This window comes from Paraburkholderia sabiae (assembly GCF_030412785.1).
Lineage (GTDB): Bacteria > Pseudomonadota > Gammaproteobacteria > Burkholderiales > Burkholderiaceae > Paraburkholderia > Paraburkholderia sabiae.
Window position 1 is genome coordinate 4,867,748 of sequence record NZ_CP125295.1, and the last position, 23,827, is coordinate 4,891,574.

Here is a 23,827-nt window from a genome sequence, read left to right on the forward strand (position 1 = left end):
CGCCGCCGCGCATCCGGCGACCGGGCCGCTCAGCCAACTGCGCATCTGCAGATCACCCCCGGCACGCCCGACGCGCGGCCGGCCATTCGTTTTCCTTCGTTAGACGGACGGTTATGACTCTCAACTCGCTCCCCGCCTGGAACTCGCTGCAAACACACTACGGACAGATTCGCGATGCGCGCCTGCGCGACTGGTTTGCACCCGAGAACGATCCCGCGCCGACGCGCGCCGAACGCTTTACCCTCGCCGGCGGCGGTCTCGCAGCCGATTTTTCGAAGAACCGCATCACCGACGAAACCCTGAATCTGCTCGTGCAACTCGCGCGCGAAGCCAACGTCGAGAAGCGCCGCGACGCGATGTTCGCGGGCGACACCGTCAATCCGACGGAAGGCCGCGCGGTGCTGCACACGGCGCTGCGCGCGAGCAATCCTACAGCGCCCTTCTACGGCAAGATCCAGGCCGAGCGCGCGAAGATGGCGGCATTCGCGGACAAGGTCCGCGGCGGCGAATGGAAGGGCTATACGGGCAAGCGCATTCGCCATGTCGTGAACATCGGCATCGGCGGATCGGACCTCGGGCCGAAGATGGTCGTGCACGCGCTGCAACACCTCGCTACGCCCGATATCTCGACGCACTTCGTATCGAACGTCGACGGCGCGGACCTCTATCGCGTGCTACAGCAGATCGATCCCGAAGAGACGCTCGCCATCATCGTTTCGAAGACGTTCACCACGCTCGAAACGATGACCAACGCGAATTCGCTGCGCGACTGGTTCATCGAGAAAGGCTGCCCGGCGGGCGAACTGGCGAAGCACTTTGTCGGCGTATCGGCGAATCCCACGGAAGTCGTCAAGTTCGGCATCGCGCAGGAGAACGTGTTCGAGATGTGGGACTGGGTTGGCGGGCGGTATTCGCTGTGGTCGGCCGTCGGTCTGTCGATCATGATCGCCATCGGTCCAAAGCAGTTCGACGAACTGCTCGCCGGCGCGAACGAGATGGACGAGCATTTCCGCAGCGCGCCGCTCGAACGCAATCTGCCCGTGCTGATGGGCATGATCGGTATCTGGTATCGCAACTTCTTCGGCTCGCAAAGTTATCTGGTCGCGCCGTATTCCGAAGCGCTGCACTACCTGCCGTCGTACCTGCAACAGCTGGAGATGGAAAGCAACGGCAAGCAGGCGTGCCTGGACGGCTCGTTCGTCACGTACGACACCTCTGCAGTCACGTGGGGCGAGCCGGGCACGAACGGGCAGCACGCGTTCTTCCAGATGCTGCACCAGGGGCCGACCATCGTCCCGATCGACTTCGTCGCGGTGCTCACGCCTGAGCATCCGCTCGTGTCGCATCATCCGAAGCTGCTGGCGAACTGCTTCGCGCAGAGCGAAGCGCTGATGCTCGGCCGCACGCGCGAAGAGGCCGAGAAAGTGGCGGGACCGGACAAGCCAGAACTCGTGCCGCACATCATGTTCCCCGGCAACCGTCCGACTACGACGCTGCTCGTCGATGCCCTCACCGCCCGCTCGCTCGGCGCATTGATCGCGTTGTACGAACACAAGGTGCTCGTGCAAGGCACGGTGTGGAACATCAACTCGTTCGACCAGTGGGGCGTCGAGTTGGGCAAGATCCTCGGCAAGGTCGTCGAAGCGGATCTCACGGCCGCGACCGTCGATGAGAAGAAGCACGACTCGTCCACGTCGGCACTGATCGCACGTGCGCGCGCGGCGCTGAAAGGCTGACGCGGCTCGGCATTTTGCCGAAGATTCAGGCGCTCGAAAGCAAACGGGCCTTCGTCATGAAGGCCCGTTTTTTCTTTGCCCGGAAAGCCTGCTTAGATGAGGCGCCCTGCTTCGATCGTCACCGTCGTATCGCAGCGCCGCGCCAGCTCGACATCATGCGTGACGAGCACGAGCGTCGCGCCGTTCGCGCGATTCATCTCGAACATCAGATCGATGACGGCATGGCCTGTCGCAGCGTCGAGACTGCCCGTCGGTTCGTCGGCGAAAAGAATCGCGGGATGCGTCGCGAACGCGCGCGCGAGCGCCACACGTTGCTGTTCACCGCCCGACAGCAGCTTCGGATAGTGCCGCATGCGCTCGCCGAGGCCAACTTGCGTCAGCAGCGTCCGCGCACGCGCATGAACGTCGCGTGCCGGCAGCCCGCCTTGCAGTTCGAGGGGAAGCGTCACGTTCTCGAGCGCCGTCAGGTGCGGCATCAACTGGAAGGACTGGAACACGAAGCCGACTGAACCGTTGCGCAACGCGGCGCGGCCGTCTTCGTCGAGTTCCGTCAGTTCGCGACCGAGCAGACGAACCGACCCTGATGTCGCACTGTCCAAACCGGCGAGCAGTCCGAGCAGCGTAGACTTGCCGGAGCCCGACGCGCCGACGATCGCCACGCGGCTGCTTGCATGAATCGACAGGTCGATGTTGTCGAGGATCGTCAGCTCACCCGTCGCATCCTTAACCCTCTTGCACAAACCCCGCACTTCGATGACTGGATCGGTTTTCTTTTGCATGGTGAAGCGTAGGTTGAAAGTGCGCGCCGTTGCGTCCATCGCGGCGCTGACCGCGGCGTGTTTCCCCTTCGTATTCGCCGCAACGTTTTCGGAGCCCGCTCTCGCGGCCAGCAACTCGAACGCCACGAACACGGCTGGCAGCAACGCGCAACAGTCGAAGCCGACCATCGTCGTACTCGGCGACAGTCTCTCTGCCGAATACGGCTTGCCTCGCGACACCGGCTGGGTTTCTCTGATGCGTCAGCGGCTGTCGAGTGCGCAGATCGATTATAACGTTGCGAATGCGAGCATCAGCGGCGACACCACGAGCGGAGGACGCGCCCGTTTGCCCGCGCTGATGCAACGCCTCAAGCCTGCCATCGTGATCGTCGAACTGGGCGCCAACGATGCGTTGCGCGGCGTGCCGCTCAGCACGACGGAAGACAATCTGCGCACGATCGTCGAGCAGGCCCAGCAGGGACACGCGAAGGTTCTGCTCGTCGGCATGTACGTGCCGCCTAACTACGGACCCGACTACACGCAAAAGTTCCATGAACTCTACGGACAACTGTCCAAACAGCTACGCGTGCCGCTCGTCCCATTTCTCCTCGCCGGAATCGAAAACAAGCCCGATATGTTCCAGTCGGATCAGATTCATCCGACGCAACGGGCACAACCCCTGCTACTGGACAACGTGTGGCCAGCGCTGAAGCCGCTGCTTCACACCTCGTCTCAATGACAGCGCGACTGGCGCTTGACGGCGCGGCGCGCTAACAACTTGTTTCCGATTAAAAGGGAACATGACCAGGCACGGTCGATCAGACAGATTCGCCTGAATTCGACAACCGGCTCTATGTGAGCGATTTCTGGAAGGAGATAACGTGAAATACTTACCGATTATCGCTATGGCTGTTGCCATTTCCGCTTGTGCTGCACAGCCGCCCGCTGGCGTGCAGTCCGTCGGCACCAGCCAGCAGCCGCCGAAGGTCGTCGGCCAGTGCATCGCCAAGAAGTGGGCTGACAAGACGCAGCAACAGGTGGTGGCGCAGGACACGATGGCCAACGACGCGGCGATGGACGTGTATGTTCCCGGCCAGCAACCGCCCAACGGCGCGGCCGCTGTGGTGCGCCCTGCTTACCAGGGCGGCGGAACGTGGGTGGGCTTCCGCGCAGCCGGCGGCGCCGGCAGCGACGCGACGGGCGATATCAGCGCCTGCCTGTAACGCTTCTTTCTCGCGAAGCGAGCCTCAAACAAAAAGCCCCGCAATTGCGGGGCTTTTGTTTTGGCAACGAGGAAGCCGCACGCACACGGCCTCGATCGAATGGCTTACTCGCCGGATTGCGGATTGTCGAGCGAGCCGTACATCTTCACCTTCGAGCGCGCACGCAACGCATCCAGATACGCTTCGGCTTCGGCCTGTGCATTCACGGACGCAATTTGCTGCTGCGCCGAGGTCAGACGCTGCGCATCCGTCGGTGCGGACTGGACGATCGAGTTCACGCGATAGATCGCATAGCCGTCCGCGCCCAGATCGACACCGACGTATGCCGGCAACTTTTGCGCATCGGCCTTGTAAATTGCGCTCAATGCAGCGGGCGGCACGCCCTGCGCATCGTTGCGCGACACCTTCAGCGCGGACGAGAAGCCATCCGTCGACTTCGACTTCTGCAGATCGGCCAGCTTCGCTTCGCCTTCCTTGCGCGCGAGATCGGCTGCCTGCTGGGCAACCACCTTCTGACGCACGGCATCCTTGACAGCCGTCAGCGCGGGTACGGCAGCCGGCTTGTAGTCCGTTACGTGTGCCGCGATCAGCGTGTTGTTGCCGACGTCGATCGCCTGCGTGTTGTTGTGGTCCTTCGCCGAATCGTTCGCAAAGACTGCCGCGAGGAACTTCGGATTGTTCAGCGGGCTGTCCGGCGGCAACGCGGTGCTGGGCTTCGGCGTGACCGTCGCGGTCTGAATCTGCAGCTTGTATTTGTCAGCGGCCGGTTGAAGGCTCTTCGCCTGTTCGTAGACCGTCGACGTGAAGCCTTCCGAGTCGTCGCTGAATGCCTTGGTCGCGAGTTGCGTCTTCAGGTCTTTCGCGATCGAGTCCTTCACTTCGTCGAAGGGCTTCGTCACCGACGGCTTCACGTCCGTCACCTTGACGATGTGATAGCCGAAGTCAGACTGGATCAGGTCGCTGATCTCGTCCTTCTTCATCTTGAAGACGGCGTCGTCGAATGCCTTGCCGCCCGCAATCATGCCGGGGCTGAAGTAGCCCAGATCGCCGCCCTTCGACGCCGAGCCCGGATCCTGCGAATCCTGCTGCGCGAGTTGTGCGAACTGATCCGGATGCGCCTTGACCTGCGCGAGGACTTCTTGCGCCTTCTGCTTCGCCTTGTCCTTGTCGGCCGCGCTCGCGTCCTTGGACACCGCGATCAGGATGTGGCTTGCGCGCACCTCACCCGTCGTGCGGAAATGCGCGATGTTGTCGTCGTAGTACTTCTTGAGGTCGGCGTCGCTCGGATTCGCCGATGCCGAGAGCGTCGCAGGCGACATCACCAGATACTGGATCGTCGCCGTTGCGGGCGTCGCGAAATCGTCGCGATGTGCATCGTAGTACGCCTGAATCTGCGCGTCCGTCGGCTGCACCTTCGACTCGTATTCCTTCGCGCGGAATGCGAGCCCCTGCACTTCGCGCTGCTGCTCGGCGAGCTCGGTCAGATGCTGTGCGAGCGTCTTCGGCGTGAAGGACGTTTGCGTGATCGCAGCGGGCAGCTGTTGCATCGACATGCTGTAGCGCACCTGCTCCTGATACTGATCGGGCGTGATGCCCTGCATCGCAAGGAGTTCTTTGTATTTGTTCAGGTCGATCGAGCCGTCCGCGTTCTTCAGCGAACCGATCACGGGATCAGCCATCAGCGCGCGGCGCAGCGCATCGTCGGAGACCGTCAGATGCAGACGCTGCGTTTCGTCGGCGAGCACGCGTTGCTGGATCAGACCGTCGAGCATGTCCTTGCGGCGCTCCGGCGTGTCGAAAATTTTCGAGTCGAACTGGGCGCCGAGCATCTGACGCGCGCGGTCCATCTGCTGGCGCCACGCGTTGTCGAACTCGCCACGCGTGATCTTGTGTCCATTGACGCTCGCGACGTTTGCGCTCTCGTCAAAGAAACCACGGAAGCCCTGAATACCGACAAAACCCAAACCCGGCAGAATGACCAGGATGAGCATGAACATCATCAGACGTTGGTGATTGCGGAAGAAATCGAGCATGCTTGAGGAGGCAAAAGTCGGACGCCAAAAACGGAACGCCCGATAGTACAACAGCGGGCAATAAAAAAGGCGAACCGGAGTTCGCCTTTCTAGGATACTGGCGGAGTGGACGGGACTCGAACCCGCGACCCCCGGCGTGACAGGCCGGTATTCTAACCGACTGAACTACCACTCCTTATGCTGCATACACTGCAGCGTGTCACTTCAATCTGGAACTGGTGGGTGCTGAGAGGCTCGAACTCCCGACCTACGCCTTGTAAGGGCGCCGCTCTACCAACTGAGCTAAGCACCCGCTCCGAGATTGTCGCTGCCTGATTGCTTATCGATTTGCATCGACATATTCATCAAGCAGCGAGCCCATTAGTTTAACGCATCCTTTAGCGCTTTGCCAGGCCTAAATTTAGGAACCTTGGCTGCCTTGATCTTGATTGCTGCGCCCGTGCGCGGATTGCGTCCCGTGCGAGCCGTGCGCTTGCCGACGGCAAACGTGCCGAAGCCAACCAGCGTAACCGAACCACCCTTTTTCAACGTGCCTTTGACGCCACCGATCACAGCATCCAATGCGCGCCCTGCTGCCGCTTTCGAAATGTCGGCTTGCTGCGCAATGTGATCGATCAATTCCGTTTTATTCATTCCAAGCCCCCGAGAATGTTGTTGGGCAATCATGAAAGCGCTTAAGCGCCCGGTTATATACGGCACGGCAGAATTTGCCGGCCACTCATTAGAATGGTCCGAAACCCTTGTGTCAAGCGGGATTGAGCCTGATTCGAGGGGCTCGTCGGGGCGCTGCCGATAACAAAATCCTGCAAACGATCGATGTGAATGCAACCACATTGACGCGAATATTCTTTCATCCTGGATAGCGGGTAAATCGCGTGATCGAGCCTATGCATGGCCAAACGTTTGCAGCGTAAAAGCATAAAAAAACCCGCGGACATTGCCGCGGGTTTTTGATGGCGAATGACTGAGCGAACTCAGTGCAACGCGTCCGATGCTTAATGCTTTACGACATCGCTTGCGCCGGCGTCTTTCGATTCACCGACGGGCGTTGCCGACTTCGGCTCCTCTTCGGGCAACGGCGTCGGCGAACGTTCAAGAGCCAGTTCGAGAACCTTGTCGATCCAGCGAACGGGAACGATCTCGATCGCGTTCTTCACGTTGTCCGGAATCTCCGTCAGATCCTTGACGTTTTCTTCCGGAATCAGCACGAGCTTGATGCCGCCGCGATGCGCGGCCAGCAACTTCTCTTTCAGCCCGCCGATCGGCAGCACTTCGCCACGCAGCGTGATTTCACCCGTCATCGCGACGTCCGCGCGCACAGGGATACCCGTGAGCACCGACACCAGCGCCGTCGTCATCGCACCGCCGGCGGACGGACCGTCCTTCGGCGTCGCGCCTTCCGGCACGTGGATGTGAATGTCCTGCTTCTCGAACGCTTCGTCCTTGATACCGAGACGGCGCGAACGTGAACGCACCACCGAGCGCGCCGCTTCGACGGATTCCTTCATCACGTCGCCGAGCGAACCCGTGCGGATCACATTGCCCTTACCCGGCATCACGGCCGCTTCGATCGTCAGCAGATCACCGCCGACTTCCGTCCACGCAAGACCCGTCACCTGGCCGATCTGGTTTTCCTTCGCGGCCAGACCGAAGTCGTACTTGCGCACGCCGAGGAACGTATCGAGGTTGGTCGCGTCGACCGTCACTGCCTTGTCTGCCTTCTTCAGCAGAAGCATCTTCACGACCTTACGGCAGATCTTCGACACTTCACGCTCGAGCGAACGCACGCCCGCTTCACGCGTGTAGTAGCGAATGATGTCGCGGATTGCGGCTTCCGTGACTTCGATCTCGCCTTGCTTCAGGCCGTTGTTCTTCTTCTGCTTCGGCAGCAGATAACGTTGCGCGATGCTGACCTTCTCGTCTTCCGTGTAACCCGACAGACGGATCACTTCCATCCGGTCGAGCAGCGGAGGCGGAATGTTCAGCGAGTTCGACGTCGCGACGAACATCACGTCCGACAGGTCGAAGTCGACTTCGACGTAGTGGTCGGCGAACGTGTGGTTCTGTTCGGGGTCGAGCACTTCGAGCAGCGCCGACGACGGATCGCCGCGGAAATCCATGCCCATCTTGTCGACTTCGTCGAGCAGGAAGAGCGGATTGCGCACGCCGACCTTGGTCAGGCTCTGCAGGATCTTGCCCGGCATCGAACCGATGTACGTACGACGGTGGCCGCGGATCTCAGCTTCGTCACGCACACCGCCCAGCGCCATACGCACGAACTTGCGGTTCGTTGCGCGTGCAATCGACTGGCCCAGCGACGTCTTACCAACGCCCGGAGGCCCGACGAGGCACAGGATCGGCGCCTTCACCTTGTCCACGCGCTGTTGCACTGCGAGATACTCGAGAATGCGTTCCTTGACCTTCTCGAGACCGAAGTGGTCTTCGTCCAGCACGCGCTCTGCATTCGAGAGGTCGTTGTTGACCTTGCTCTTCTTGCGCCACGGCAGGCCGATCAGCGTGTCGATGTAGTTACGCACGACCGTCGCTTCCGCCGACATCGGCGACATCAGCTTGAGTTTCTTCAGCTCGGCGTCGGCCTTCTTCTTGGCTTCCTTCGGCATGCGCGCGGCCGTGATGCGCTTCTCGAGTTCTTCGAGATCGGCACCCTCTTCGCCTTCGCCCAGTTCCTTCTGGATCGCCTTGACCTGTTCGTTCAGGTAGTACTCGCGCTGGCTCTTCTCCATCTGACGCTTGACGCGGCCACGGATGCGCTTTTCGACCTGCAGGATGTCGATCTCGGCTTCGAGTTGCGCGAGCAGATGCTCGAGGCGCTCGATGACCGGGAACATTTCGAGGATCTGCTGCTTCTGGTCGAGCTTGAGCGGGAGATGCGCAGCAATCGTGTCAGCCAGACGACCGGCCTCGTCGATGCCCGACAGCGACGTCAGGATCTCCGGCGGGATCTTCTTGTTCAGCTTCACGTACTGGTCAAACTGCGAGACGATCGCACGGCGCAGCGCTTCCGTTTCAGCGCTATCGGCGTGATCGGGCTCGAGCGGCATGACTTCGCACGAGAATTGCGTTTCCTGCTCTTCGATCGACAGCGTCTTTGCGCGCTGCAGACCTTCGACCAGCACCTTCACAGTGCCGTCGGGCAGCTTGAGCATCTGCAGGATGTTGGCGATACAGCCAACTTCGTACATGTCTTTTTCGGTCGGCTCGTCTTTGGCCGCCGTCTTTTGAGCAACAAGCATGATGTGCTTGCCGCCTTCCATCGCGGCTTCCAACGCCTTGATCGATTTCGGGCGACCCACGAAGAGCGGGATCACCATGTGCGGGAAAACGACTACGTCGCGCAGCGGGAGCAGCGGAAGTGTGACGCGTTCCGGCGGGAGGAGTTGGGTTCCTGACATTTCATTTCCCCATGAGTGGAATCAGTTTGTTCGATAGTTGAGGCCGACAAAAAAGATTGCAAGCCTTCGCGTGTGGGAAAAAGTTCAGTGACTCCAGAAAAACGGCCCTTCCTGACGACACGATAAACGAAAAAAGCCGTTCACGTCGCCATGAACGGCTTTTTTTCAAAAATCGGGAAGCCGATCAATTCGAACCCGCGACCTTTGGCGCGTCTTCGTAGATCAGTAGCGGCTTTCCGTCGCCATCAATGACATTGTCGTCAATAATGACTTTGCTCACGCCCTTCATTGCCGGCAATTCGTACATCACGTCGAGCAATGCCTGTTCCAGAATGGAACGCAAGCCGCGTGCCCCCGTCTTGCGGCGGATCGCCTTGCGGGCAATGGCTTGCAGCGCCGCCGGACGAATCTCCAGCTCGACGCGTTCCATGTTGAACAGCTTGTGATATTGCTTGATCAGCGCGTTCTTCGGCTCGACCAGAATCTTCATCAGCGCGGCTTCGTCCAGCTTGCCGAGCGTCGCCACGACGGGCAGACGTCCGATCAGTTCTGGAATCAGGCCGAATTTGATGAGATCTTCCGGCTCGACTTCGCGCAGCACTTCGCCCGCGTCGCGATCCTGCTTGCTCTTGACGCTTGCGCCGAAACCGATGCCCGTTTTTTCCGTACGGTCGACGATCACCTTTTCGAGGCCATCGAACGCGCCACCGCAAATGAACAGGATGTTCGTCGTGTCGACCTGGATGAAGTCCTGGTTCGGATGCTTACGGCCACCTTGCGGCGGCACCGACGCCATCGTGCCTTCGACCAGCTTCAGCAGCGCCTGCTGCACGCCTTCGCCGGACACGTCGCGGGTAATCGACGGGTTGTCCGACTTGCGGCTGATCTTGTCGATTTCGTCGATATAAACGATACCGCGCTGCGCCTTGTCGACTTCGTAATTGCAGTTTTGCAGCAGCTTCTGAATGATGTTCTCGACGTCTTCGCCGACATAGCCGGCTTCCGTCAGCGTGGTCGCGTCGGCGATCACGAACGGGACGTTCAGAAGGCGCGCAAGGGTCTGGGCAAGCAGCGTCTTACCGGAACCCGTCGGGCCGATCAGCAGGATGTTGCTCTTCGACAACTCGACGTCGTCCTTCTTGTCGAGATGCTTGAGACGCTTGTAGTGGTTGTACACCGCGACCGCGAGAATTTTCTTCGCGCGTTCTTGCCCGATCACGTATTGATCGAGAATGTCACGGATTTCCTGAGGACTCGGCAGATCGGACTTGGACAGGCCCGTTTCCAGACCCGCGCCCGCTGCTTCGTCGCGAATGATTTCGTTGCACAGGTCGATACATTCATCACAGATGAATACCGACGGACCAGCAATCAGTTTTTTAACTTCGTGCTGGCTTTTGCCGCAGAACGAGCAATACAACAGCTTCTCGCTGTTCGAACCTTTTTTGTCCGCCATAGATGTGTGAGCCTCCGGACACTCGAATGACATGATACGCCGTTTGCCCGCCTCGTTCAGTTCGGGGCGGGACGGATGCGCAAAAGCTGTGACGGCGTTTGCCGCAGGCGTTCAGACGGGTCTTATTATTTCACAAGGTTTTGCGCCGGCGCTCTTCCCCCAATTTGAGGAAAAAGCGCTCCGGATCAGCCATGTTTCAGCGATTGTTTACGGACGCTTGTGCAGCACCTGGTCGACGAGACCGTAGGCCTGCGCGTCGTCGCCCGACATGAAGTTGTCGCGGTCCGTGTCGCGCTGGATGCGCTCGACGGGTTGACCCGTATGGTGCGACAACAACTGGTTCAGGCGTTCCTTCAGGTACAGGATTTCACGTGCCTGAATTTCGATGTCCGATGCCTGACCGCGCGCGCCGCCCAGCGGCTGGTGAATCATCACGCGAGCGTTCGGCAGCGCGAAACGCTTGCCCTTCGCGCCCGCCGCCAGCAGGAACGCGCCCATGCTGGCCGCGAGACCCATACAGAGCGTCGACACGTCCGGCTTGATGAACTGCATCGTGTCGTAGATCGCCATCCCTGCCGACACCGAGCCGCCCGGGCTGTTGATGTAGAAGCTGATGTCCTTGTCCGGATTTTCGCTTTCGAGGAACAGCAACTGCGCGATCACGAGGTTGGCGGTCTGGTCGTTCACTTCGCCGACCAGAAACACTACGCGCTCCTTCAGCAGACGCGAATAGATGTCATACGAACGTTCACCGCGGCCGCTCGTTTCGACCACGATCGGCACGAGGCCGAGCGCTTGCGCTTCGAGATCCCGATCTCGCGACGACTGCGAGGTCAACGTGTCCAGCATTTGAGCGCGAAAGGTCATGCAATGGATCCTTGTCAGGAAATGTTCTGATGTTCGGTTCTGGACAAGTGGGTCCGGCCGCGCGCTTCTTCAAGAGCTGCCACGGCCGACAAGCGTTCTTTTAGCATGAACTGGCCGTACAGATGCAAAAACGGCGTGCGGGCCGTCGTTCGGACAGCCGGCACGCCGTTGCAGCGATGCTATTACGCTTGCGCCGTTGCGCTTGCCAGCTCTTCGAAGCTCACTTCCTTGTCCGTCACCTTCGCCTTGCTCAGGACGAAATCGACGACGTTGGATTCAACGACATACGCTTCCATCTCGGCCAGGCGCTGCTGGTTCGAATAATACCAGCGCACGACTTCCTTCGGGTCTTCGTAGCTCTTCGCGAATTCGTCGACTTCCGCGCGGATCTGTTCCGGCTTGGCCTGCAGTTCGTTGGCCTTCACCAGTTCGGCCAGCACGAGGCCCAGCTTGACGCGGCGCTCTGCCTGCTCGGCGAACATTTCTGCGGGGATCGGTGCGTCCTTCGCGTTCGGCACGCCGCGTTGCGTCAGGTCCTGACGCGCCATTTCGACGAGGCGCTGCTGGTCCTGCTCGATCAGCGCCTTCGGCACGTCGAGTTCGGAGATCTTCAGCAGAGCATCCATCACCTGGTTCTTCACGACAGCCTGCGTACGGCGCTTCGCTTCGCGCTCGAGGTTGTCCTTGATTTCATTGCGCATCTTCGTCAGATCGCCGTCTTCGATGCCGAGCGACTTCGCGAATTCGCCGTCGATTTCCGGCAGGTGCGGCCACTCGATCTTCTTCATCGTGATCGTGAACTGCGCGGTCTTGCCGGCGACTTCCTTGCCGTGATAGTCCTCGGGGAAGGCCAGGTCGAATTCCTTCGACTCGCCGACCTTCAGGCCGAGCGCTGCCTTTTCGAATTCCGGCAGCATGCGGCCTTCGCCCAGGACAAACGCGAAGTCGTCCGCGCTGCCGCCCTGGAATGCTTCACCGTCGATCTTGCCGACGAAGTCGACCGTCACGCGGTCGCCGTCCTTGGCTGCCGTGTCCGCGCCGCCGTCGCCGTGCTCGCCGGCTTCGCCGCGAGCGTGGTAGTGCACGCGCTGCTTGCGCAGGATGTCCAGCGTGCGGTCGATTTCCGCGTCGCTGATGTTCGTGGTCGTGCGTTCGATTTCAGCCGTCGCGACGTCGCCCAGCTTCACGTCCGGGTAAACCTCGAACGTTGCGTCGAATGCGTAGTCGCCTTCGGATGCATCTGCCTTCGGGCTGAAGCTCGGCTGGCCAGCGACACGCAGGTTCTCCGCGCGGCTGATATCGAAGAATTCCTTGCCAACCTTGTCGCTCAGCACTTCGGCTTCCACCTGACCCGCGTACTGCTGCGTCACCATCTTGAGCGGCACCTTGCCCGGGCGGAAACCCGGCATGCGCACGTTCTTCGCGAGTTGACGGATACGCGAGTCCACTTCCTTCTGCACGGTGTCTTTCGGCAGGGAAATCGTCACGCGGCGTTCGAGCTTGCCGAGGTTTTCAACAACGTTAGCCATGGCTTCAATCGTCCTAAAATTATTCGAGCGAATCAGTTATCTTGTGTGCGCCTGTCGATGTCCGCTTTGCGTCGTGCGCCCGATGCCGCGTGTTATCCACGCCTGATTACCGGGTCGCCGCTTCGCTTCGCTCACTCAGATGTGACATCGATCGCGTGCCTCTCTCCGCGGTCTGTGAGGCCGCCGGCAGCACAGTTTGGGTCAGAGAGCCAAATATTTTAGCAAACTATTTGCACGGCTAGCCGGATTCGCTGTTTGTCGATTATCGACGCCTCTCCGGGCGCAGCGCCGGTCGCGCGACGGACCGGTCAAAACGCGTTTGCGCCCGACCGTACGCAGCGTCAGTCGTGAATCAAAGTCAATTCTGCCTATACCTTCAGGTGTATTCAGTCGCCCGCCGCATGCTGATAAGCTTCTCCACATCCTGACACGCTCTTCCTTGCTGCACGAGCGTGACGGCGCTTCATCGCATCGCGGCGAAGGTAGCGATGCCTCCTCATACCAATCATCAGAGACACCATGCCGAATACGTCGTCCGCGCCCATCGTCGTCATCGCCCCTGACTCGTTCAAAGGTTCGCTCTCTGCCGAGGAAGTCGCGCAGTCCATCGCGTCGGGCATCCTGCGCGCGCGGTCCGACGCGACGATCCGCATCTGCGCGATGGCCGACGGCGGCGAAGGCACGCTCGACGCCATGCTGACGCGCGGCGGCGAGCGCCGCATGCTCACGGTGCGCGGCGCGGCGGGCGCCGCACGCGAGGCCGCTATGGGCCTGCTCGCCGATGGCAGCGCGATCATCGAAACGGCGGAGGTCGTCGGCATCACCGACCCCGTCGGCATGGGCGTTCCCGTCGAAAAGCGCAGCACGCGCGGCATGGGCGAAGCGATCCGCTCACTGCTCGACGCCGGCGTGCGGCGCTTCTTCGTCGCGCTTGGCGGCAGCAGCACGAACGACGGCGGCGCAGGCCTGCTCGTCGGGCTCGGCCTCAAGCTGTTCGATGCGCAAGGACATGAACTCGACGCGACGCCGGAACAGCTCGCGCAACTGGCGCGCGTGGACGCGTCAGCTCTCGATACGCGCTTGCGCGAGGCGACGTTCGTCGGCATGTCGGATGTCGACAATCCCCTCACCGGCGATCACGGCGCAACCGCCATCTTTGGTCCGCAGAAAGGCGTGCAACCCGCGCAGGTCGCGACCATCGACGCCGCCCTTGCCCACTTCGCCGATCTCGTCGAGCCGGCCATGAATCGTGTCGCGCGCAACCAGCCGGGCGCAGGCGCAGCAGGCGGCCTGGGATTCGCGCTGCATATGCTGGGCGCAGACTTCGAACCGGGCGCAGAAGTCGTCGCGCGCGAAGTCGGCCTGGACGCTGCACTCGAAGGCGCGAACTGGCTCATCACGGGCGAAGGCCGCTCGGACGTGCAGACGCTGCACGGCAAGGCGCCCTTCATCGCGTGCCGGCATGCACGCGCGGCAAGCGTGCCGGCCACGTTGCTCTCGGGTGCCGTCGACCCGTCCGCCTTGCCGAAACTCGCCGAATATTTCAGCGGATGCTTCTCTCCCGCGCCCGGTCCGATCACGCTCGAAGTGGCGATTCGCGACGCAGCCACACTGCTTGCGAACGAAGCCGAACAGATGACGCGACTCAGGTACGGCCCGCGTTGACCGCGCGAGCGGATGCAGCAACAATCACATCGCGGGACTGCATCCACTCACAACAGGAAGACCATGAAGGCCTCCGACAAAGCCGGACTCGAACAGTTTCTGACGTATCGTCTGCACGTGCTGAATAAACTTTCCGAGCGGGGCATCAGCGAACGGTATATGGCCAAGCTCGACGTGACGCTGCCTGAGGCGCGCGTGATTGCATCGGTCGGATCGTTCGGGCCGTTCTCGATCATGGATCTCGCGCGCCACGCGAACCTCGACAAGAGTCAGGCGAGCCGCGCAGCCGAGGCGTTGATCAGACAAGGCCTCGTGCAACGCGAAGCGAGCGCGGAAGACGGCCGCGTGGTGCTCGTATCGCTGACCACGGAAGGCCGGGCGCTCTATCGCAAAGTGATGCCCATCGCGCGCAAGTGGAACATCGATCTGTTCGATTGCCTCGATGATCGCGAGAAGGTCGCGCTCAGCGAAGCACTCGACAAAGTGATCGAAAACGCCATCGCGCGTAACGCAGCGTAGTCAGAACAGACGAAGTCCGGGCCGATCCATCGTCGGCGCTTGCGCAGCGCCGTTGAATCTGTCGTTGCCTAATTCCTTAAACACTCATTCACAAGCCGCTCTCCCGACAGCATTCATCCGCTCAGACTCCATACAACGGATCGATTCCGTCGATCTGGCGCAGCAATGCATCGAGAACATGGTCGGCACTCACGTCCGAGTCTGAGAGAGGGGTCGGACGTCGCTCGCGATGTGAAGGATTCCGTATCACCCGGATTGAGAACATAAGAGCCTGGTTGCACGTGCAACCAGATAACCCACGGCGAAACACAGAGCAAGAAGCAGGACGTCTAGCATATTCCGCATTTCGAGCGACGCGTCTCAAGGAAATCGTAATACTGGCTTGCTACGATCTCCGCTCGCTTTCTCTCTGACTTCGAGGATCAAAAATGAAGAAGGTTGTTCTGGCACTGGTCGCTGCTGCCGCTGGCTTCATGAGCATGTCGTCGGCATTCGCAAACGACCACCATCATCACGAGTGCCACAAGGTGCGCGTGCATCACCACTGGGAAAAGCGCTGCCACTAAGCAGGCCGCGCAGCTTCCGTGCGATGCATGAACCCCGCCTTCGCGCGGGGTTTTTTGTGGGCGTCGGGTTTGCCTGTTCGGCGAAAGAAAACAAAAACCCCGCGAGTCCTGGACAGGCGGGGTCTTGTGTACGGCGCGATCGATCATCGAGCAAGCGATCGATCAATCATCAATCAAGTGGTGCGAGGAAGGGGACTCGAACCCCTACACCCTTGCGGGCGTCAGGACCTAAACCTGGTGCGTCTACCAATTTCGCCATCCTCGCAGCCGGGCGCATGCCGGAAGCATGCAGCACCGATGTCTCGCCGGCTGCCGGACGCCGCATTTTTCATCGCGATGTCATTCGCGTGGACAACTCTGAGCCGGATAGGATCAGACCGCCGCGACCGCGAACGCTTGCGCCGGAAAGCACGTCCGAAAGCGTAAGCGCGAGATTCTAACCGATTGCCCTGCGCTTGTCTGCATCTGTCGAATAGCGTCGATGCTACAATTTTCGGTCTCTCGCGCAAACCGTGCGCGGCCGCCTTCCCCACAAGCCAATCCCGTGAATTTCGACGAATACTGCCAGCAGAAAGCGGCGCCTCCCGGTTCGAGCACTTACTATGCGTTGCGTCAGGCGCCCGCCGAGCGGCAGCCGCTACTCGCCGCGCTGTTTGCGCTGCGACGCGAGTTCGAGGAAACGGTGAAGGAAACGACGGATCCGACCATCGGGCGCACGAAGCTCGCCTGGTGGCAAAAGGAAGCGGCAGCGCTCGCAGCCGGCGAGCCGACGCACCCCGTCTCGCAGGCGCTCGCCGCGCATCTGCCCGATGTGCAAACCGAGTATCCCGCCTTGCAGACCCTGATTGCAGGCTTCGAGATGGACCTCGATCAGGCGCGCTATCTCGACTATCCGAATTTGCGCCGCTATGTGGCGGGTGTCGGCGGCACGTTTGCGTCGGTGGTCGCGCGCGCGACGGCGCGCGATCCTTCGCAGGCGGCGACGTGGGCCGCGCCGCTCGGCGAGGCGCTGATGCTCGCGCAGATCGTCGTGGATCTGGGCAACGACGCGCGGCACGGACGCATCTATATTCCCATCGACGAAATGCAGCGCTTCAACGTGACGGCGGCGGATCTGATCAACCGCAAGTACACGGACGCGTTCACCGAGATGATGCGCTTCCAGACGGCGCGCGCCCGCGACGCGATCGGAAAGGCGCTCGAAGCGCTGCCCGTCGGCGAACGTCACTCGCAGAGCACGCTACGCGCGCTGGCGGCGCTGGCACTGGCGTTGCTCGACGAGATCGAGCGCGACGGTTACCACGTGCTGCATCAGCGGATCGCGCTCACGCCGATCCGCAAGCTGTGGGTCGCCTGGCGAGCCGCACGCAAACACTGATTTCTCAGACGCTGCTCACACGCGTAGCAGAGGCAAGGGTTTCAGGTCGTCATCCAGCACGGCGTTTGCATCCAGCTTCCAGAATGAAGCGAGCGCGGTCGCGTAGAGCCGCCTGAAATCGGTCTCGACGGGCAACTTGCCATCGGCATCGAGTCGTGTCAGATCGGGCGGCTGCCCATACAAACCGGCCCGCACCTCGCCGCCCATCACGAAGTGCGCAGCGGCGCCGCCATGCTCGGTGCCGCGCTGCGCGTTCTCATGCGCGGAGCGGCCGAATTCCGAGTACGTCATGACGAGCGTGTCGCGCCAGCGGCCGCGCCGCATGAGTTCTGTGCGCAGCGTTGCGCAGCCGTCGGCGAGTTGCGTCAGCAAGCCCGCGTGTCGCCCGGGCTGATTCGCATGTGTATCGAAGCCATCGAGCGTCAAGCGGATCGCAGTGCGCGCATGCGGCTGCATCGCATCGATCGTGCGCAGCGCCGAGTCGATCGAATCTCGAAACGTGAGTGCTCCTCCGAGCGCCGCGCTCTGCGTGGGACCGAGCTTGCCTTCGTTCGCATCGTTCCAATTGACATAGCCGGCCGCATCGGGATCGTCGACACGCATCCATTCCCGTTCGATGCACGAAGCCGACTGTGCAAACGGTCCCGGCTCGACACTGCCGAACGACGCCGTCGCAAAGCTTCCATTCAGCGCGGCGCACTGCCCGGCCGCACGCGTCAGCCAGCCGTCGCGCCGATAGACGTCGGCGCGCGTTGCCGTGTCCCAGATCTCTCGCGAACGAAAATGCGCCGACGTGTCGCGCTCGCTACCGACGCCCTGCACCACCGCCAGTTCCCCATCGCGCCACAAGGAAAGCAGCGGACGCAGCGCCGGATGCAGCGCCGTGCGTGCATCGAGCGCGAGCGCCTGATCGCGCGGAATCGCGATGTGCCTGCGCAGCGTGTAGTAAGTGGAATCGGCGAATGGGATGACGGTGTTCAATCCGTCGTTGCCGCCCTTCAGTTCGATCAGGATCAGCAGCTTGCCGGAGCCGTCGCGAGCGGTTGTGCGCGCATCCAGTCGCGACGTTATGTCGCCGTCAGCCTGTGGCGCGGCGAACACGCGCGACATCGATAGCGAGGCGCCTGCCGCCGCTGCCATCGAAAGGAAGTCGCGTCGCTTCATCTATGCCTCACGGGATGAATCACACCTGTTTGCGCCGCAGAACACGGCGCGCAAAGCCCGGCGTCAGCGCTTGTACAGTTCGCGAACGGCGTCTTCGATATGCTGCCGCAGCAGACGACGTTCTTCAGGCGTCATGTGTCCGTCGCGTCGACGTTGATCCAGATCGGGCGGCACGGCAGTCGTGCGCATGATCGTGTCGGATGCGGGGCGATCGGCATTAGGATTGTGCGGCTGGCGGCCCGAGCGCATGTGTGGACGCTGGGGCGGGCGGGTGTCAGTGTTGCGTTCCGTCGAGGAATCGGCATAGGCGGAGACCGGGCTCAACGCGCTAGCGAACACGATCGCAACGGCTACTGCGATCAAGCTCAGGCGCATGTTCGGCCAGACCCCTCCCTTCATCTTGTTCCCTTCGTGGCGCGGCAACCGGCAACCTCAGATACGTGTAATGACTCCGGCTTGAAACCGGGTGCGAGAGCTTTATTCGAGTGAAGTATCTACCGAACTGGCGCAAACAGTAAAGGAGTGTAAGCGCCAAGGCTTTACGTCGTGCCACAGGCCGGGTAAATTTTGTAACTGACTGTTACTTGATAATTGGTGCAAACGCGCACCTCTTTCTAATCGCGCTAAGATGCCGACCATGGAAACCAAAAACCCTTCGAAAATCCTCGTCGTCGACGACGACCCGCGTCTGCGTGATCTGCTGCGCCGTTATCTCGGCGAGCAGGGCTTTAACGTTTATGTCGCCGAGAACGCGCCCTCGATGAACAAGCTGTGGGTGCGCGAACGTTTCGACCTGCTGGTGCTCGACCTGATGCTGCCGGGCGAGGACGGTCTGTCTATCTGCCGGCGTCTGCGCGGCAGCAACGACCGCACGCCGATCATCATGTTGACGGCCAAGGGCGAGGACGTGGATCGCATCGTCGGCCTCGAAATGGGCGCCGACGACTATCTGCCGAAGCCGTTCAATCCGCGCGAACTCGTCGCGCGCATTCACGCGGTGCTGCGCCATCAGTCGCCGTCCGAACTGCCGGGCGCACCGTCGGAAACTTCGGAAGTCTTCGAATTCGGCGAGTTCGCGCTGAACCTCGCCACCCGCACGCTCACTAAGGCCGGCCAGGAAATCCCGCTGACAACGGGCGAATTCTCGGTGCTGAAGGTGTTCGCGCGTCATCCGCGCCAGCCGCTGTCGCGCGAAAAGCTGATGGAACTCGCGCGCGGCCGTGAATATGAAGTGTTCGACCGCAGCCTCGACGTGCAGATTTCCCGTCTGCGCAAGCTGATCGAACCGGATCCGGGCAGCCCGCGCTTCATCCAGACGGTCTGGGGTCTGGGCTATGTGTTCATTCCCGACGGCGCTGCCTGAGTTTGCCGTTGCAGTTGTCCCTCTTCCTTGACACGAAGGCCGCATGCGGATCGACCGGCGCCTCCTGACGCTCGCATTCGGCGGCCTGTTCTGGCGAACATTCCTGCTGATCGCGCTTCTGATCGCGGTCAGTCTCGCGGCATGGTTCCAGAGCTTCCGGGTGATCGAGCGCGAACCGCGTGCGCAGCGCGTCGCGCTGCAACTGGTCGCGATCGTCAAGCTCACGCGCACCGCACTCCTCTATTCCGATCCCGACTTGCGGCGCGCGCTGCTGCAAGATCTGGAAAGCAATGAAGGCGTGCGCGTGTACCCGCGCGAGACCACCGACAAATACAAGCTCCAGCCCGACGAATCGCTCAATCGTTTGATCGAGCATGACATTCGCGGGCGTCTCGGCGACGACACGATCATCGCGCAGTCGGTGAACGACATTCCCGGCGTATGGATCAGCTTCAAGATCGACGACGACGATTACTGGGTCGCGCTAGATCGCGATCAGCTCGATAGCGTGACGGGCCTGCAATGGGCCGGCTGGGGTATTTTTGCGCTCGCACTATCGCTATTCGGCGCGGCGTTCATCACGAGTCTGGTAAACCGGCCATTCGCGCGCCTCGCAATGGCCGCGCGCAAGGTCGGTTCCGGTCAGGCGCCCGAAAAACTGCCCGAGCGCGGCATGGGCGTCGCCGCTGAAACCAATCGAAGCTTCAACCAGATGGTGCAGGATCTAGAACAGCTCGAAGCGGATCGCGCGCTGATGCTCGCCGGTATTTCGCACGATCTGCGCACGCCGCTTGCTCGCCTGCGTCTGGAAACGGAAATGAGTCCGTCGGATCAAGCGACCAAAGACGCGATGATCGACGACATCGAGCAGATGGACATGATCATCGGGCGCTTCCTCGATTACGCGCGTCCCGTGCAGAGAAATCCGGAACCTGTCGACCTTTCCGTGATCGCAGGAGAACTGGCTGCACGCATGTCGAGCGAAGATGGCATGCGGCTGGTCACGCGGCTTGCTCCGTCTGCTGTGATCGAGGCGGACGAAACCGATATCCGGCGGGTCGTCGGCAATCTGATCGAGAACGCGCGTAAGTACGGGCTCTCCGAGTCCGACGGCATTCCGCACGTGATTCTGGAAACGCGCGTGTCGCATTCGCGTGTCGAGCTGTCGGTCGTCGACGAGGGTCCTGGCATTCCGGAAGATCAGCTCTCGCTCGTCACGCGCCCGTTCTACCGCGTGAATACGGCGCGCACGCAGGCGAACGGCACGGGCCTCGGGATGGCGATCGTGCAGCGGCTCGTCGGGCGTTATCGGGGCGCGCTGCGGCTGCGCAATCGCACGCCGCTGCCAGGTCTCGAAGTGACGATCGAGTTTCCGCTGGCGAAGAGCATCTGACGCGGATTCAGCGCCAATTCGGGTTGCTGCATTTTGGGTAATCCGGTCCCCGCTTTCGTGCAAATACCATAATACGAAACTGCACTATCGACGCTTTCGAGAAAATCTATCCACATCATTAGATAAAATCTATTGAAACGATTGGTTAATAGAGTTATAGTTTTTATCGTGTAACGCGTTCGTTACAGCCAGCAGGTAGCTTGAGCAGGTTGTTTGTTCGAATCTCATTTGTCAATTTTCAAGGAGTCACCGCATGAAAACAGTCGGCGATAAACTCGAAGCTTTCACCGTCACCGCTGCCAAGCCGGGTTTCAACAACCACGAAGAGAACGGCGTGTCGGCGTTCGAAGAAATCACCGAATCGTCGTTCCCGGGCAAGTGGAAGATCATCTATTTCTACCCGAAGGACTTCACGTTCGTTTGCCCGACGGAAATCGTCGAATTCGGCAAGCTGGCGAAGGACTTCGAAGAGCGCGATGCCGTTCTGCTCGGCGGCAGCGTCGACAACGAATTCGTCAAGCTCGCATGGCGCCGTGAGCACAAGGACCTGAACAAGCTGAACCACTATGCGTTCGGCGACGTGAAGGGCGAACTGATCGACCAGCTCGGCGTGCGCGACAAGGAAGCGGGAGTCGCACTGCGTGCTACGTTCGTCGTCGATCCGGACAACACGATCCAGCACGTTTCGGTGAACAACCTGAACGTCGGCCGTAACCCGGAAGAAGTGCTGCGTATTCTGGACGGTCTGCAAACGGACGAACTGTGCCCGTGCAACCGCGCAGTCGGCGGCGCAACGCTCTAAGAACGTGCAGTCGAAAGCCCGCTACGCTTGAAAAGGCCAGCGGGCTTTTTTATCGACACTTTGATAGGAGATGTCAATGGAATTCATCGCGACGATTAAGGAAGCAATTCCCGACTACGCCAAAGACATTCGTCTGAATCTGGACGGCACGATCGCGCGCTCATCGCTGGAAGGCAACGATGCCGTCGGCGTCGCGCTGGCCGCGGCGTTCGCTGCGAAGAGCCCGACGATCATCGCCGCGATCCGCAATGCAGGCGTGCTGTCGCCGGAAGAAGTGAACGGCGCGTTGACGGCTGCCGCGCTGATGGGCATGAACAACGTCTGGTATCCGTACGTCGAGATGACGGACAGCGCCGATCTGAAGTCGCAGCCCGCGGGCTTGCGGATGAATGCTTACGCGTCGCACGGCGGCGTCGACAAGCGACGCTTTGAAATGTATGCGCTGGCTGCGTCGATCATCGGCAAGTGCCATTTCTGCGTGAAGTCGCACTTCGACACGCTCGTCAACGAAGGCATGAGCTCGACGCAATTGCGCGATGTCGGCCGGATCGCGGCTGTCGTCAACGCGGCTGCGCAGGTGATCGTCGCCGAAGGCAAATAAGCGCTTCCTTTGCAAGCAAAAACGCCACGCAATGCGTGGCGTTTTGCTTTTGAACGCGTGCGAGTCACGCGCTTGCCGAAACTCAGACCCGCAGCAACAGCGCCGCCGCCTGCGCTTCGATGCCCTCGCCTCGCCCCAGATAGCCGAGCTTTTCGTTCGTCTTCGCTTTCACGTTGACGCGCTCGATGGGCAGGCCAAGATCTTCGGCGATGTTCGCGCGCATGCCGTCGATATGCGGCGCGAGCTTCGGCGCCTGCGCAATCACGGTGCTGTCCACGTTCTGAATCGTAAAGCCCGCCTTGGCGATGCGCGCCGCGCATTCGCGCAGCAGCACGCGGCTGTTCGCGCCTTTGAATTCCGTCGCCGTGTCCGGGAAATGACGGCCGATATCGCCGAGCGCGGCGGCGCCGAACAGCGCGTCGGTGATCGCGTGCAGCAACACGTCGGCATCCGAGTGGCCGAGCAGCCCGCGCTCGTACGGAATCGTCACGCCGCCGATGATGAGCGGCCGTCCCGGCACCAGTGCGTGAACGTCGTAGCCTTGTCCGATTCTCAAATCCATATGCGTGGGGTTCCGTTGTTTCGTGAAATCGTTGTGGTTAGCGGCGAAAACGGCGCGGAGCGTCAGCCCGCTGTGCCGCGCCCGAGAATGGCTTCGGCCAGATCGAAGTCTTCCGGATACGTGACCTTGAAGTTGCGCAGGCTGCCCTGAACCAGTTTAGGCGCGTGGCCGCTCCATTCGATCGCGCTCGCCTCGTCGGTGAGATCGTGGCCGTCGCTTTGCGCGCGCAGAATCGCGTCGCGCAACATGCCGATGCGGAACATCTGCGGCGTCTGCGCCTGCCACAGGCCGTCGCGCGGTTCCGTGTGGTCGATGCGGTTGTCGGTGTTGGGCGTGACGCGCTTCAGCGTATCCGCGACGGGCAGCGCCATGATGCCGCCGACGGCGTCGTCCTTCAGCGCGCCGACCAGCGTGCGGATCAGCGCCGGCGTGATGCCGGGGCGCGCGGCGTCGTGCACGAGCACCCAGTCGCCGTCGTGCGCGCCGAACCCGGCGAGCGCATGCAGTCCGTTGAGCACCGATGCCTGCCGCGATGCGCCGCCGCAGCGCTGCACGGCAAAGCGCAAACCGCCGAAGCGGCGCGCGTCGAAATGCTGGTCGTCGGGCGCGATCACGACGAGCGTTTGCGCGAATTCGCTGCAGGCGTCGAACGCGGCGAGCGAATAATGCAGCATGTCGCGGCCTGCGACGGTTCGATATTGCTTGGGCATCAGCGCGCCCGAACGGCTGCCGGTGCCGGCGCAGGGAATCAGTGCAAAAAGGCGGGAAGTCACGGAAACGGGCGCGTTGCAGGTCAAAG

The 23,827-nt window shown here is 61.2% G+C and carries 22 protein-coding genes and 3 tRNA genes; 11 read left to right on the forward strand and 14 right to left on the reverse strand.

Annotation, left to right across the window (positions count from 1 at the left end; genetic code table 11):
* The first annotated feature begins 113 nt into the window (after nucleotides 1-113).
* Nucleotides 114-1,736: a glucose-6-phosphate isomerase gene (gene pgi / locus QEN71_RS21935; protein WP_201652289.1), complete on the forward strand. Its 1,623-nt coding sequence runs from the start codon at nucleotides 114-116 to the stop codon at nucleotides 1,734-1,736.
* 92 nt (nucleotides 1,737-1,828) lie between these two features.
* Here pgi and QEN71_RS21940 read toward each other — a convergent pair whose 3' ends face one another.
* Nucleotides 1,829-2,515 carry an ABC transporter ATP-binding protein gene (locus QEN71_RS21940; RefSeq protein WP_201652286.1) on the reverse strand — a complete coding sequence of 229 codons (687 nt, stop codon included), beginning with the start codon at nucleotides 2,513-2,515 and terminating at the stop codon, nucleotides 1,829-1,831.
* On the opposite strand from QEN71_RS21940, the gene QEN71_RS21945 reads away from it, so the two are divergent.
* The gene (locus QEN71_RS21945) at nucleotides 2,514-3,233 is read left to right on the forward strand and encodes an arylesterase (RefSeq protein ID WP_201652283.1); all 720 of its coding nucleotides are present in this window, start codon (nucleotides 2,514-2,516) and stop codon (nucleotides 3,231-3,233) included. The two genes, QEN71_RS21940 and QEN71_RS21945, sit on opposite strands and share 2 nt — an antisense overlap.
* A 142-nt stretch (nucleotides 3,234-3,375) precedes the next feature.
* On the forward strand, nucleotides 3,376-3,717 hold the full coding sequence (locus QEN71_RS21950) for a hypothetical protein (protein ID WP_201652280.1): 342 nt from the start codon (nucleotides 3,376-3,378) through the stop codon (nucleotides 3,715-3,717).
* Nucleotides 3,718-3,821: 104 nt separating this feature from the next.
* Here the strand turns inward: QEN71_RS21950 and QEN71_RS21955 are convergent, their stop codons facing one another.
* The 8 genes from QEN71_RS21955 to tig form a co-directional block, all read right to left on the reverse strand.
* Nucleotides 3,822-5,750, reverse strand: a complete 1,929-nt coding sequence (locus QEN71_RS21955; RefSeq protein WP_201652277.1) for a SurA N-terminal domain-containing protein — start codon at nucleotides 5,748-5,750, stop codon at nucleotides 3,822-3,824.
* A 98-nt stretch (nucleotides 5,751-5,848) separates the two neighbouring features.
* A tRNA-Asp gene (locus QEN71_RS21960) sits at nucleotides 5,849-5,925 on the reverse strand.
* A 41-nt stretch (nucleotides 5,926-5,966) separates the two neighbouring features.
* Nucleotides 5,967-6,042 (reverse strand) — tRNA-Val (locus QEN71_RS21965).
* A 68-nt stretch (nucleotides 6,043-6,110) separates the two neighbouring features.
* On the reverse strand, nucleotides 6,111-6,383 hold the full coding sequence (locus tag QEN71_RS21970; RefSeq protein ID WP_007585907.1) for an HU family DNA-binding protein: 273 nt from the start codon (nucleotides 6,381-6,383) through the stop codon (nucleotides 6,111-6,113).
* Between the two features lie 362 nt (nucleotides 6,384-6,745).
* Nucleotides 6,746-9,163 carry an endopeptidase La gene (lon, locus tag QEN71_RS21975; protein ID WP_201652274.1) on the reverse strand — a complete coding sequence of 806 codons (2,418 nt, stop codon included), beginning with the start codon at nucleotides 9,161-9,163 and terminating at the stop codon, nucleotides 6,746-6,748.
* Nucleotides 9,164-9,347: 184 nt separating this feature from the next.
* On the reverse strand, nucleotides 9,348-10,619 hold the full coding sequence (gene clpX, locus QEN71_RS21980) for an ATP-dependent Clp protease ATP-binding subunit ClpX (RefSeq protein WP_201652271.1): 1,272 nt from the start codon (nucleotides 10,617-10,619) through the stop codon (nucleotides 9,348-9,350).
* 207 nt (nucleotides 10,620-10,826) lie between these two features.
* Entirely contained in the window at nucleotides 10,827-11,486 is a 660-nt protein-coding gene (gene clpP, locus QEN71_RS21985) for an ATP-dependent Clp endopeptidase proteolytic subunit ClpP (protein WP_007585897.1), read from the reverse strand.
* Between the two features lie 182 nt (nucleotides 11,487-11,668).
* A complete protein-coding gene (tig, locus tag QEN71_RS21990) occupies nucleotides 11,669-13,015 on the reverse strand; it encodes a trigger factor (protein ID WP_201652268.1) in 1,347 nt (448 codons plus the stop codon).
* A 519-nt stretch (nucleotides 13,016-13,534) separates the two neighbouring features.
* On the opposite strand from tig, the gene QEN71_RS21995 reads away from it, so the two are divergent.
* The 3 genes from QEN71_RS21995 (at nucleotide 13,535) to QEN71_RS22005 (ending at nucleotide 15,765) form a co-directional block, all read left to right on the forward strand.
* A complete protein-coding gene (locus QEN71_RS21995; RefSeq protein WP_201652265.1) occupies nucleotides 13,535-14,680 on the forward strand; it encodes a glycerate kinase in 1,146 nt (381 codons plus the stop codon).
* A gap of 63 nt (nucleotides 14,681-14,743) precedes the next feature.
* Entirely contained in the window at nucleotides 14,744-15,199 is a 456-nt protein-coding gene (locus QEN71_RS22000; protein ID WP_028365474.1) for a MarR family winged helix-turn-helix transcriptional regulator, read from the forward strand.
* Between the two features lie 428 nt (nucleotides 15,200-15,627).
* Nucleotides 15,628-15,765 (forward strand): hypothetical protein, encoded by a 138-nt coding sequence (locus QEN71_RS22005; protein ID WP_201652262.1) that lies wholly within the window; start codon nucleotides 15,628-15,630, stop codon nucleotides 15,763-15,765.
* A gap of 178 nt (nucleotides 15,766-15,943) precedes the next feature.
* Here the strand turns inward: QEN71_RS22005 and QEN71_RS22010 are convergent.
* Nucleotides 15,944-16,030, reverse strand: a tRNA-Leu gene (locus tag QEN71_RS22010).
* A 279-nt stretch (nucleotides 16,031-16,309) separates the two neighbouring features.
* Between QEN71_RS22010 and QEN71_RS22015 the strand changes: the two genes are divergently transcribed.
* Nucleotides 16,310-17,143 carry a squalene/phytoene synthase family protein gene (locus QEN71_RS22015; protein WP_201652259.1) on the forward strand — a complete coding sequence of 278 codons (834 nt, stop codon included), beginning with the start codon at nucleotides 16,310-16,312 and terminating at the stop codon, nucleotides 17,141-17,143.
* Nucleotides 17,144-17,158: 15 nt separating this feature from the next.
* Here the strand turns inward: QEN71_RS22015 and QEN71_RS22020 are convergent, their stop codons facing one another.
* Together QEN71_RS22020 and QEN71_RS22025 are read right to left on the reverse strand one after the other, a co-directional pair.
* Entirely contained in the window at nucleotides 17,159-18,307 is a 1,149-nt protein-coding gene (locus tag QEN71_RS22020; RefSeq protein WP_201652256.1) for a DUF1501 domain-containing protein, read from the reverse strand.
* Nucleotides 18,308-18,370: 63 nt separating this feature from the next.
* On the reverse strand, nucleotides 18,371-18,706 hold the full coding sequence (locus tag QEN71_RS22025) for a hypothetical protein (RefSeq protein WP_201652253.1): 336 nt from the start codon (nucleotides 18,704-18,706) through the stop codon (nucleotides 18,371-18,373).
* 229 nt (nucleotides 18,707-18,935) lie between these two features.
* Here QEN71_RS22025 and ompR point away from each other — a divergent pair, with 229 nt between their 5' ends.
* From ompR to QEN71_RS22045, 4 genes are all read left to right on the forward strand, one after another.
* Nucleotides 18,936-19,670 carry an osmolarity response regulator transcription factor OmpR gene (ompR, locus tag QEN71_RS22030; protein ID WP_377791223.1) on the forward strand — a complete coding sequence of 245 codons (735 nt, stop codon included), beginning with the start codon at nucleotides 18,936-18,938 and terminating at the stop codon, nucleotides 19,668-19,670.
* A gap of 43 nt (nucleotides 19,671-19,713) precedes the next feature.
* Nucleotides 19,714-21,063, forward strand: a complete 1,350-nt coding sequence (locus tag QEN71_RS22035; RefSeq protein ID WP_201652247.1) for an ATP-binding protein — start codon at nucleotides 19,714-19,716, stop codon at nucleotides 21,061-21,063.
* Nucleotides 21,064-21,316: 253 nt separating this feature from the next.
* Nucleotides 21,317-21,865, forward strand: a complete 549-nt coding sequence (locus QEN71_RS22040; protein WP_028365469.1) for a peroxiredoxin — start codon at nucleotides 21,317-21,319, stop codon at nucleotides 21,863-21,865.
* 76 nt (nucleotides 21,866-21,941) lie between these two features.
* Nucleotides 21,942-22,466 carry a carboxymuconolactone decarboxylase family protein gene (locus QEN71_RS22045; protein ID WP_201652244.1) on the forward strand — a complete coding sequence of 175 codons (525 nt, stop codon included), beginning with the start codon at nucleotides 21,942-21,944 and terminating at the stop codon, nucleotides 22,464-22,466.
* Nucleotides 22,467-22,548: 82 nt separating this feature from the next.
* On the opposite strand, the gene ispF is transcribed toward QEN71_RS22045, so the two are convergent.
* Both ispF and ispD read right to left on the reverse strand, forming a co-directional pair.
* Complete coding sequence (gene ispF / locus QEN71_RS22050; protein ID WP_201652241.1) at nucleotides 22,549-23,028, reverse strand: 2-C-methyl-D-erythritol 2,4-cyclodiphosphate synthase; 480 nt, start codon at nucleotides 23,026-23,028, stop codon at nucleotides 22,549-22,551.
* Between the two features lie 62 nt (nucleotides 23,029-23,090).
* Nucleotides 23,091-23,801: a 2-C-methyl-D-erythritol 4-phosphate cytidylyltransferase gene (gene ispD / locus QEN71_RS22055; RefSeq protein ID WP_201652238.1), complete on the reverse strand. Its 711-nt coding sequence runs from the start codon at nucleotides 23,799-23,801 to the stop codon at nucleotides 23,091-23,093.
* Nucleotides 23,802-23,827: the final 26 nt, after the last annotated feature.

Excerpts from the sequence above, each read along its gene's own strand:
- QEN71_RS21970 (WP_007585907.1), bottom strand. The coding sequence starts at position 6,383 with ATGAATAAAACGGAATTGATCGATCACATTGCGCAGCAAGCCGACATT.
- QEN71_RS22020 (WP_201652256.1), bottom strand. The coding sequence starts at position 18,307 with ATGAAGCGACGCGACTTCCTTTCGATGGCAGCGGCGGCAGGCGCCTCG.
- tig (WP_201652268.1), bottom strand. The coding sequence starts at position 13,015 with ATGGCTAACGTTGTTGAAAACCTCGGCAAGCTCGAACGCCGCGTGACG.
- QEN71_RS21995 (WP_201652265.1), top strand. The coding sequence starts at position 13,535 with ATGCCGAATACGTCGTCCGCGCCCATCGTCGTCATCGCCCCTGACTCG.
- lon (WP_201652274.1), bottom strand. The coding sequence starts at position 9,163 with ATGTCAGGAACCCAACTCCTCCCGCCGGAACGCGTCACACTTCCGCTG.
- QEN71_RS22000 (WP_028365474.1), top strand. The coding sequence starts at position 14,744 with ATGAAGGCCTCCGACAAAGCCGGACTCGAACAGTTTCTGACGTATCGT.
- ispF (WP_201652241.1), bottom strand. The coding sequence starts at position 23,028 with ATGGATTTGAGAATCGGACAAGGCTACGACGTTCACGCACTGGTGCCG.
- QEN71_RS22035 (WP_201652247.1), top strand. The coding sequence starts at position 19,714 with ATGCGGATCGACCGGCGCCTCCTGACGCTCGCATTCGGCGGCCTGTTC.
- QEN71_RS22045 (WP_201652244.1), top strand. The coding sequence starts at position 21,942 with ATGGAATTCATCGCGACGATTAAGGAAGCAATTCCCGACTACGCCAAA.
- clpX (WP_201652271.1), bottom strand. The coding sequence starts at position 10,619 with ATGGCGGACAAAAAAGGTTCGAACAGCGAGAAGCTGTTGTATTGCTCG.
- QEN71_RS22040 (WP_028365469.1), top strand. The coding sequence starts at position 21,317 with ATGAAAACAGTCGGCGATAAACTCGAAGCTTTCACCGTCACCGCTGCC.
- QEN71_RS21955 (WP_201652277.1), bottom strand. The coding sequence starts at position 5,750 with ATGCTCGATTTCTTCCGCAATCACCAACGTCTGATGATGTTCATGCTC.
- QEN71_RS22025 (WP_201652253.1), bottom strand. The coding sequence starts at position 18,706 with ATGAAGGGAGGGGTCTGGCCGAACATGCGCCTGAGCTTGATCGCAGTA.
- QEN71_RS22005 (WP_201652262.1), top strand. The coding sequence starts at position 15,628 with ATGAAGAAGGTTGTTCTGGCACTGGTCGCTGCTGCCGCTGGCTTCATG.
- QEN71_RS21940 (WP_201652286.1), bottom strand. The coding sequence starts at position 2,515 with ATGCAAAAGAAAACCGATCCAGTCATCGAAGTGCGGGGTTTGTGCAAG.
- pgi (WP_201652289.1), top strand. The coding sequence starts at position 114 with ATGACTCTCAACTCGCTCCCCGCCTGGAACTCGCTGCAAACACACTAC.
- clpP (WP_007585897.1), bottom strand. The coding sequence starts at position 11,486 with ATGACCTTTCGCGCTCAAATGCTGGACACGTTGACCTCGCAGTCGTCG.
- ompR (WP_377791223.1), top strand. The coding sequence starts at position 18,936 with ATGCCGACCATGGAAACCAAAAACCCTTCGAAAATCCTCGTCGTCGAC.
- QEN71_RS21945 (WP_201652283.1), top strand. The coding sequence starts at position 2,514 with ATGGTGAAGCGTAGGTTGAAAGTGCGCGCCGTTGCGTCCATCGCGGCG.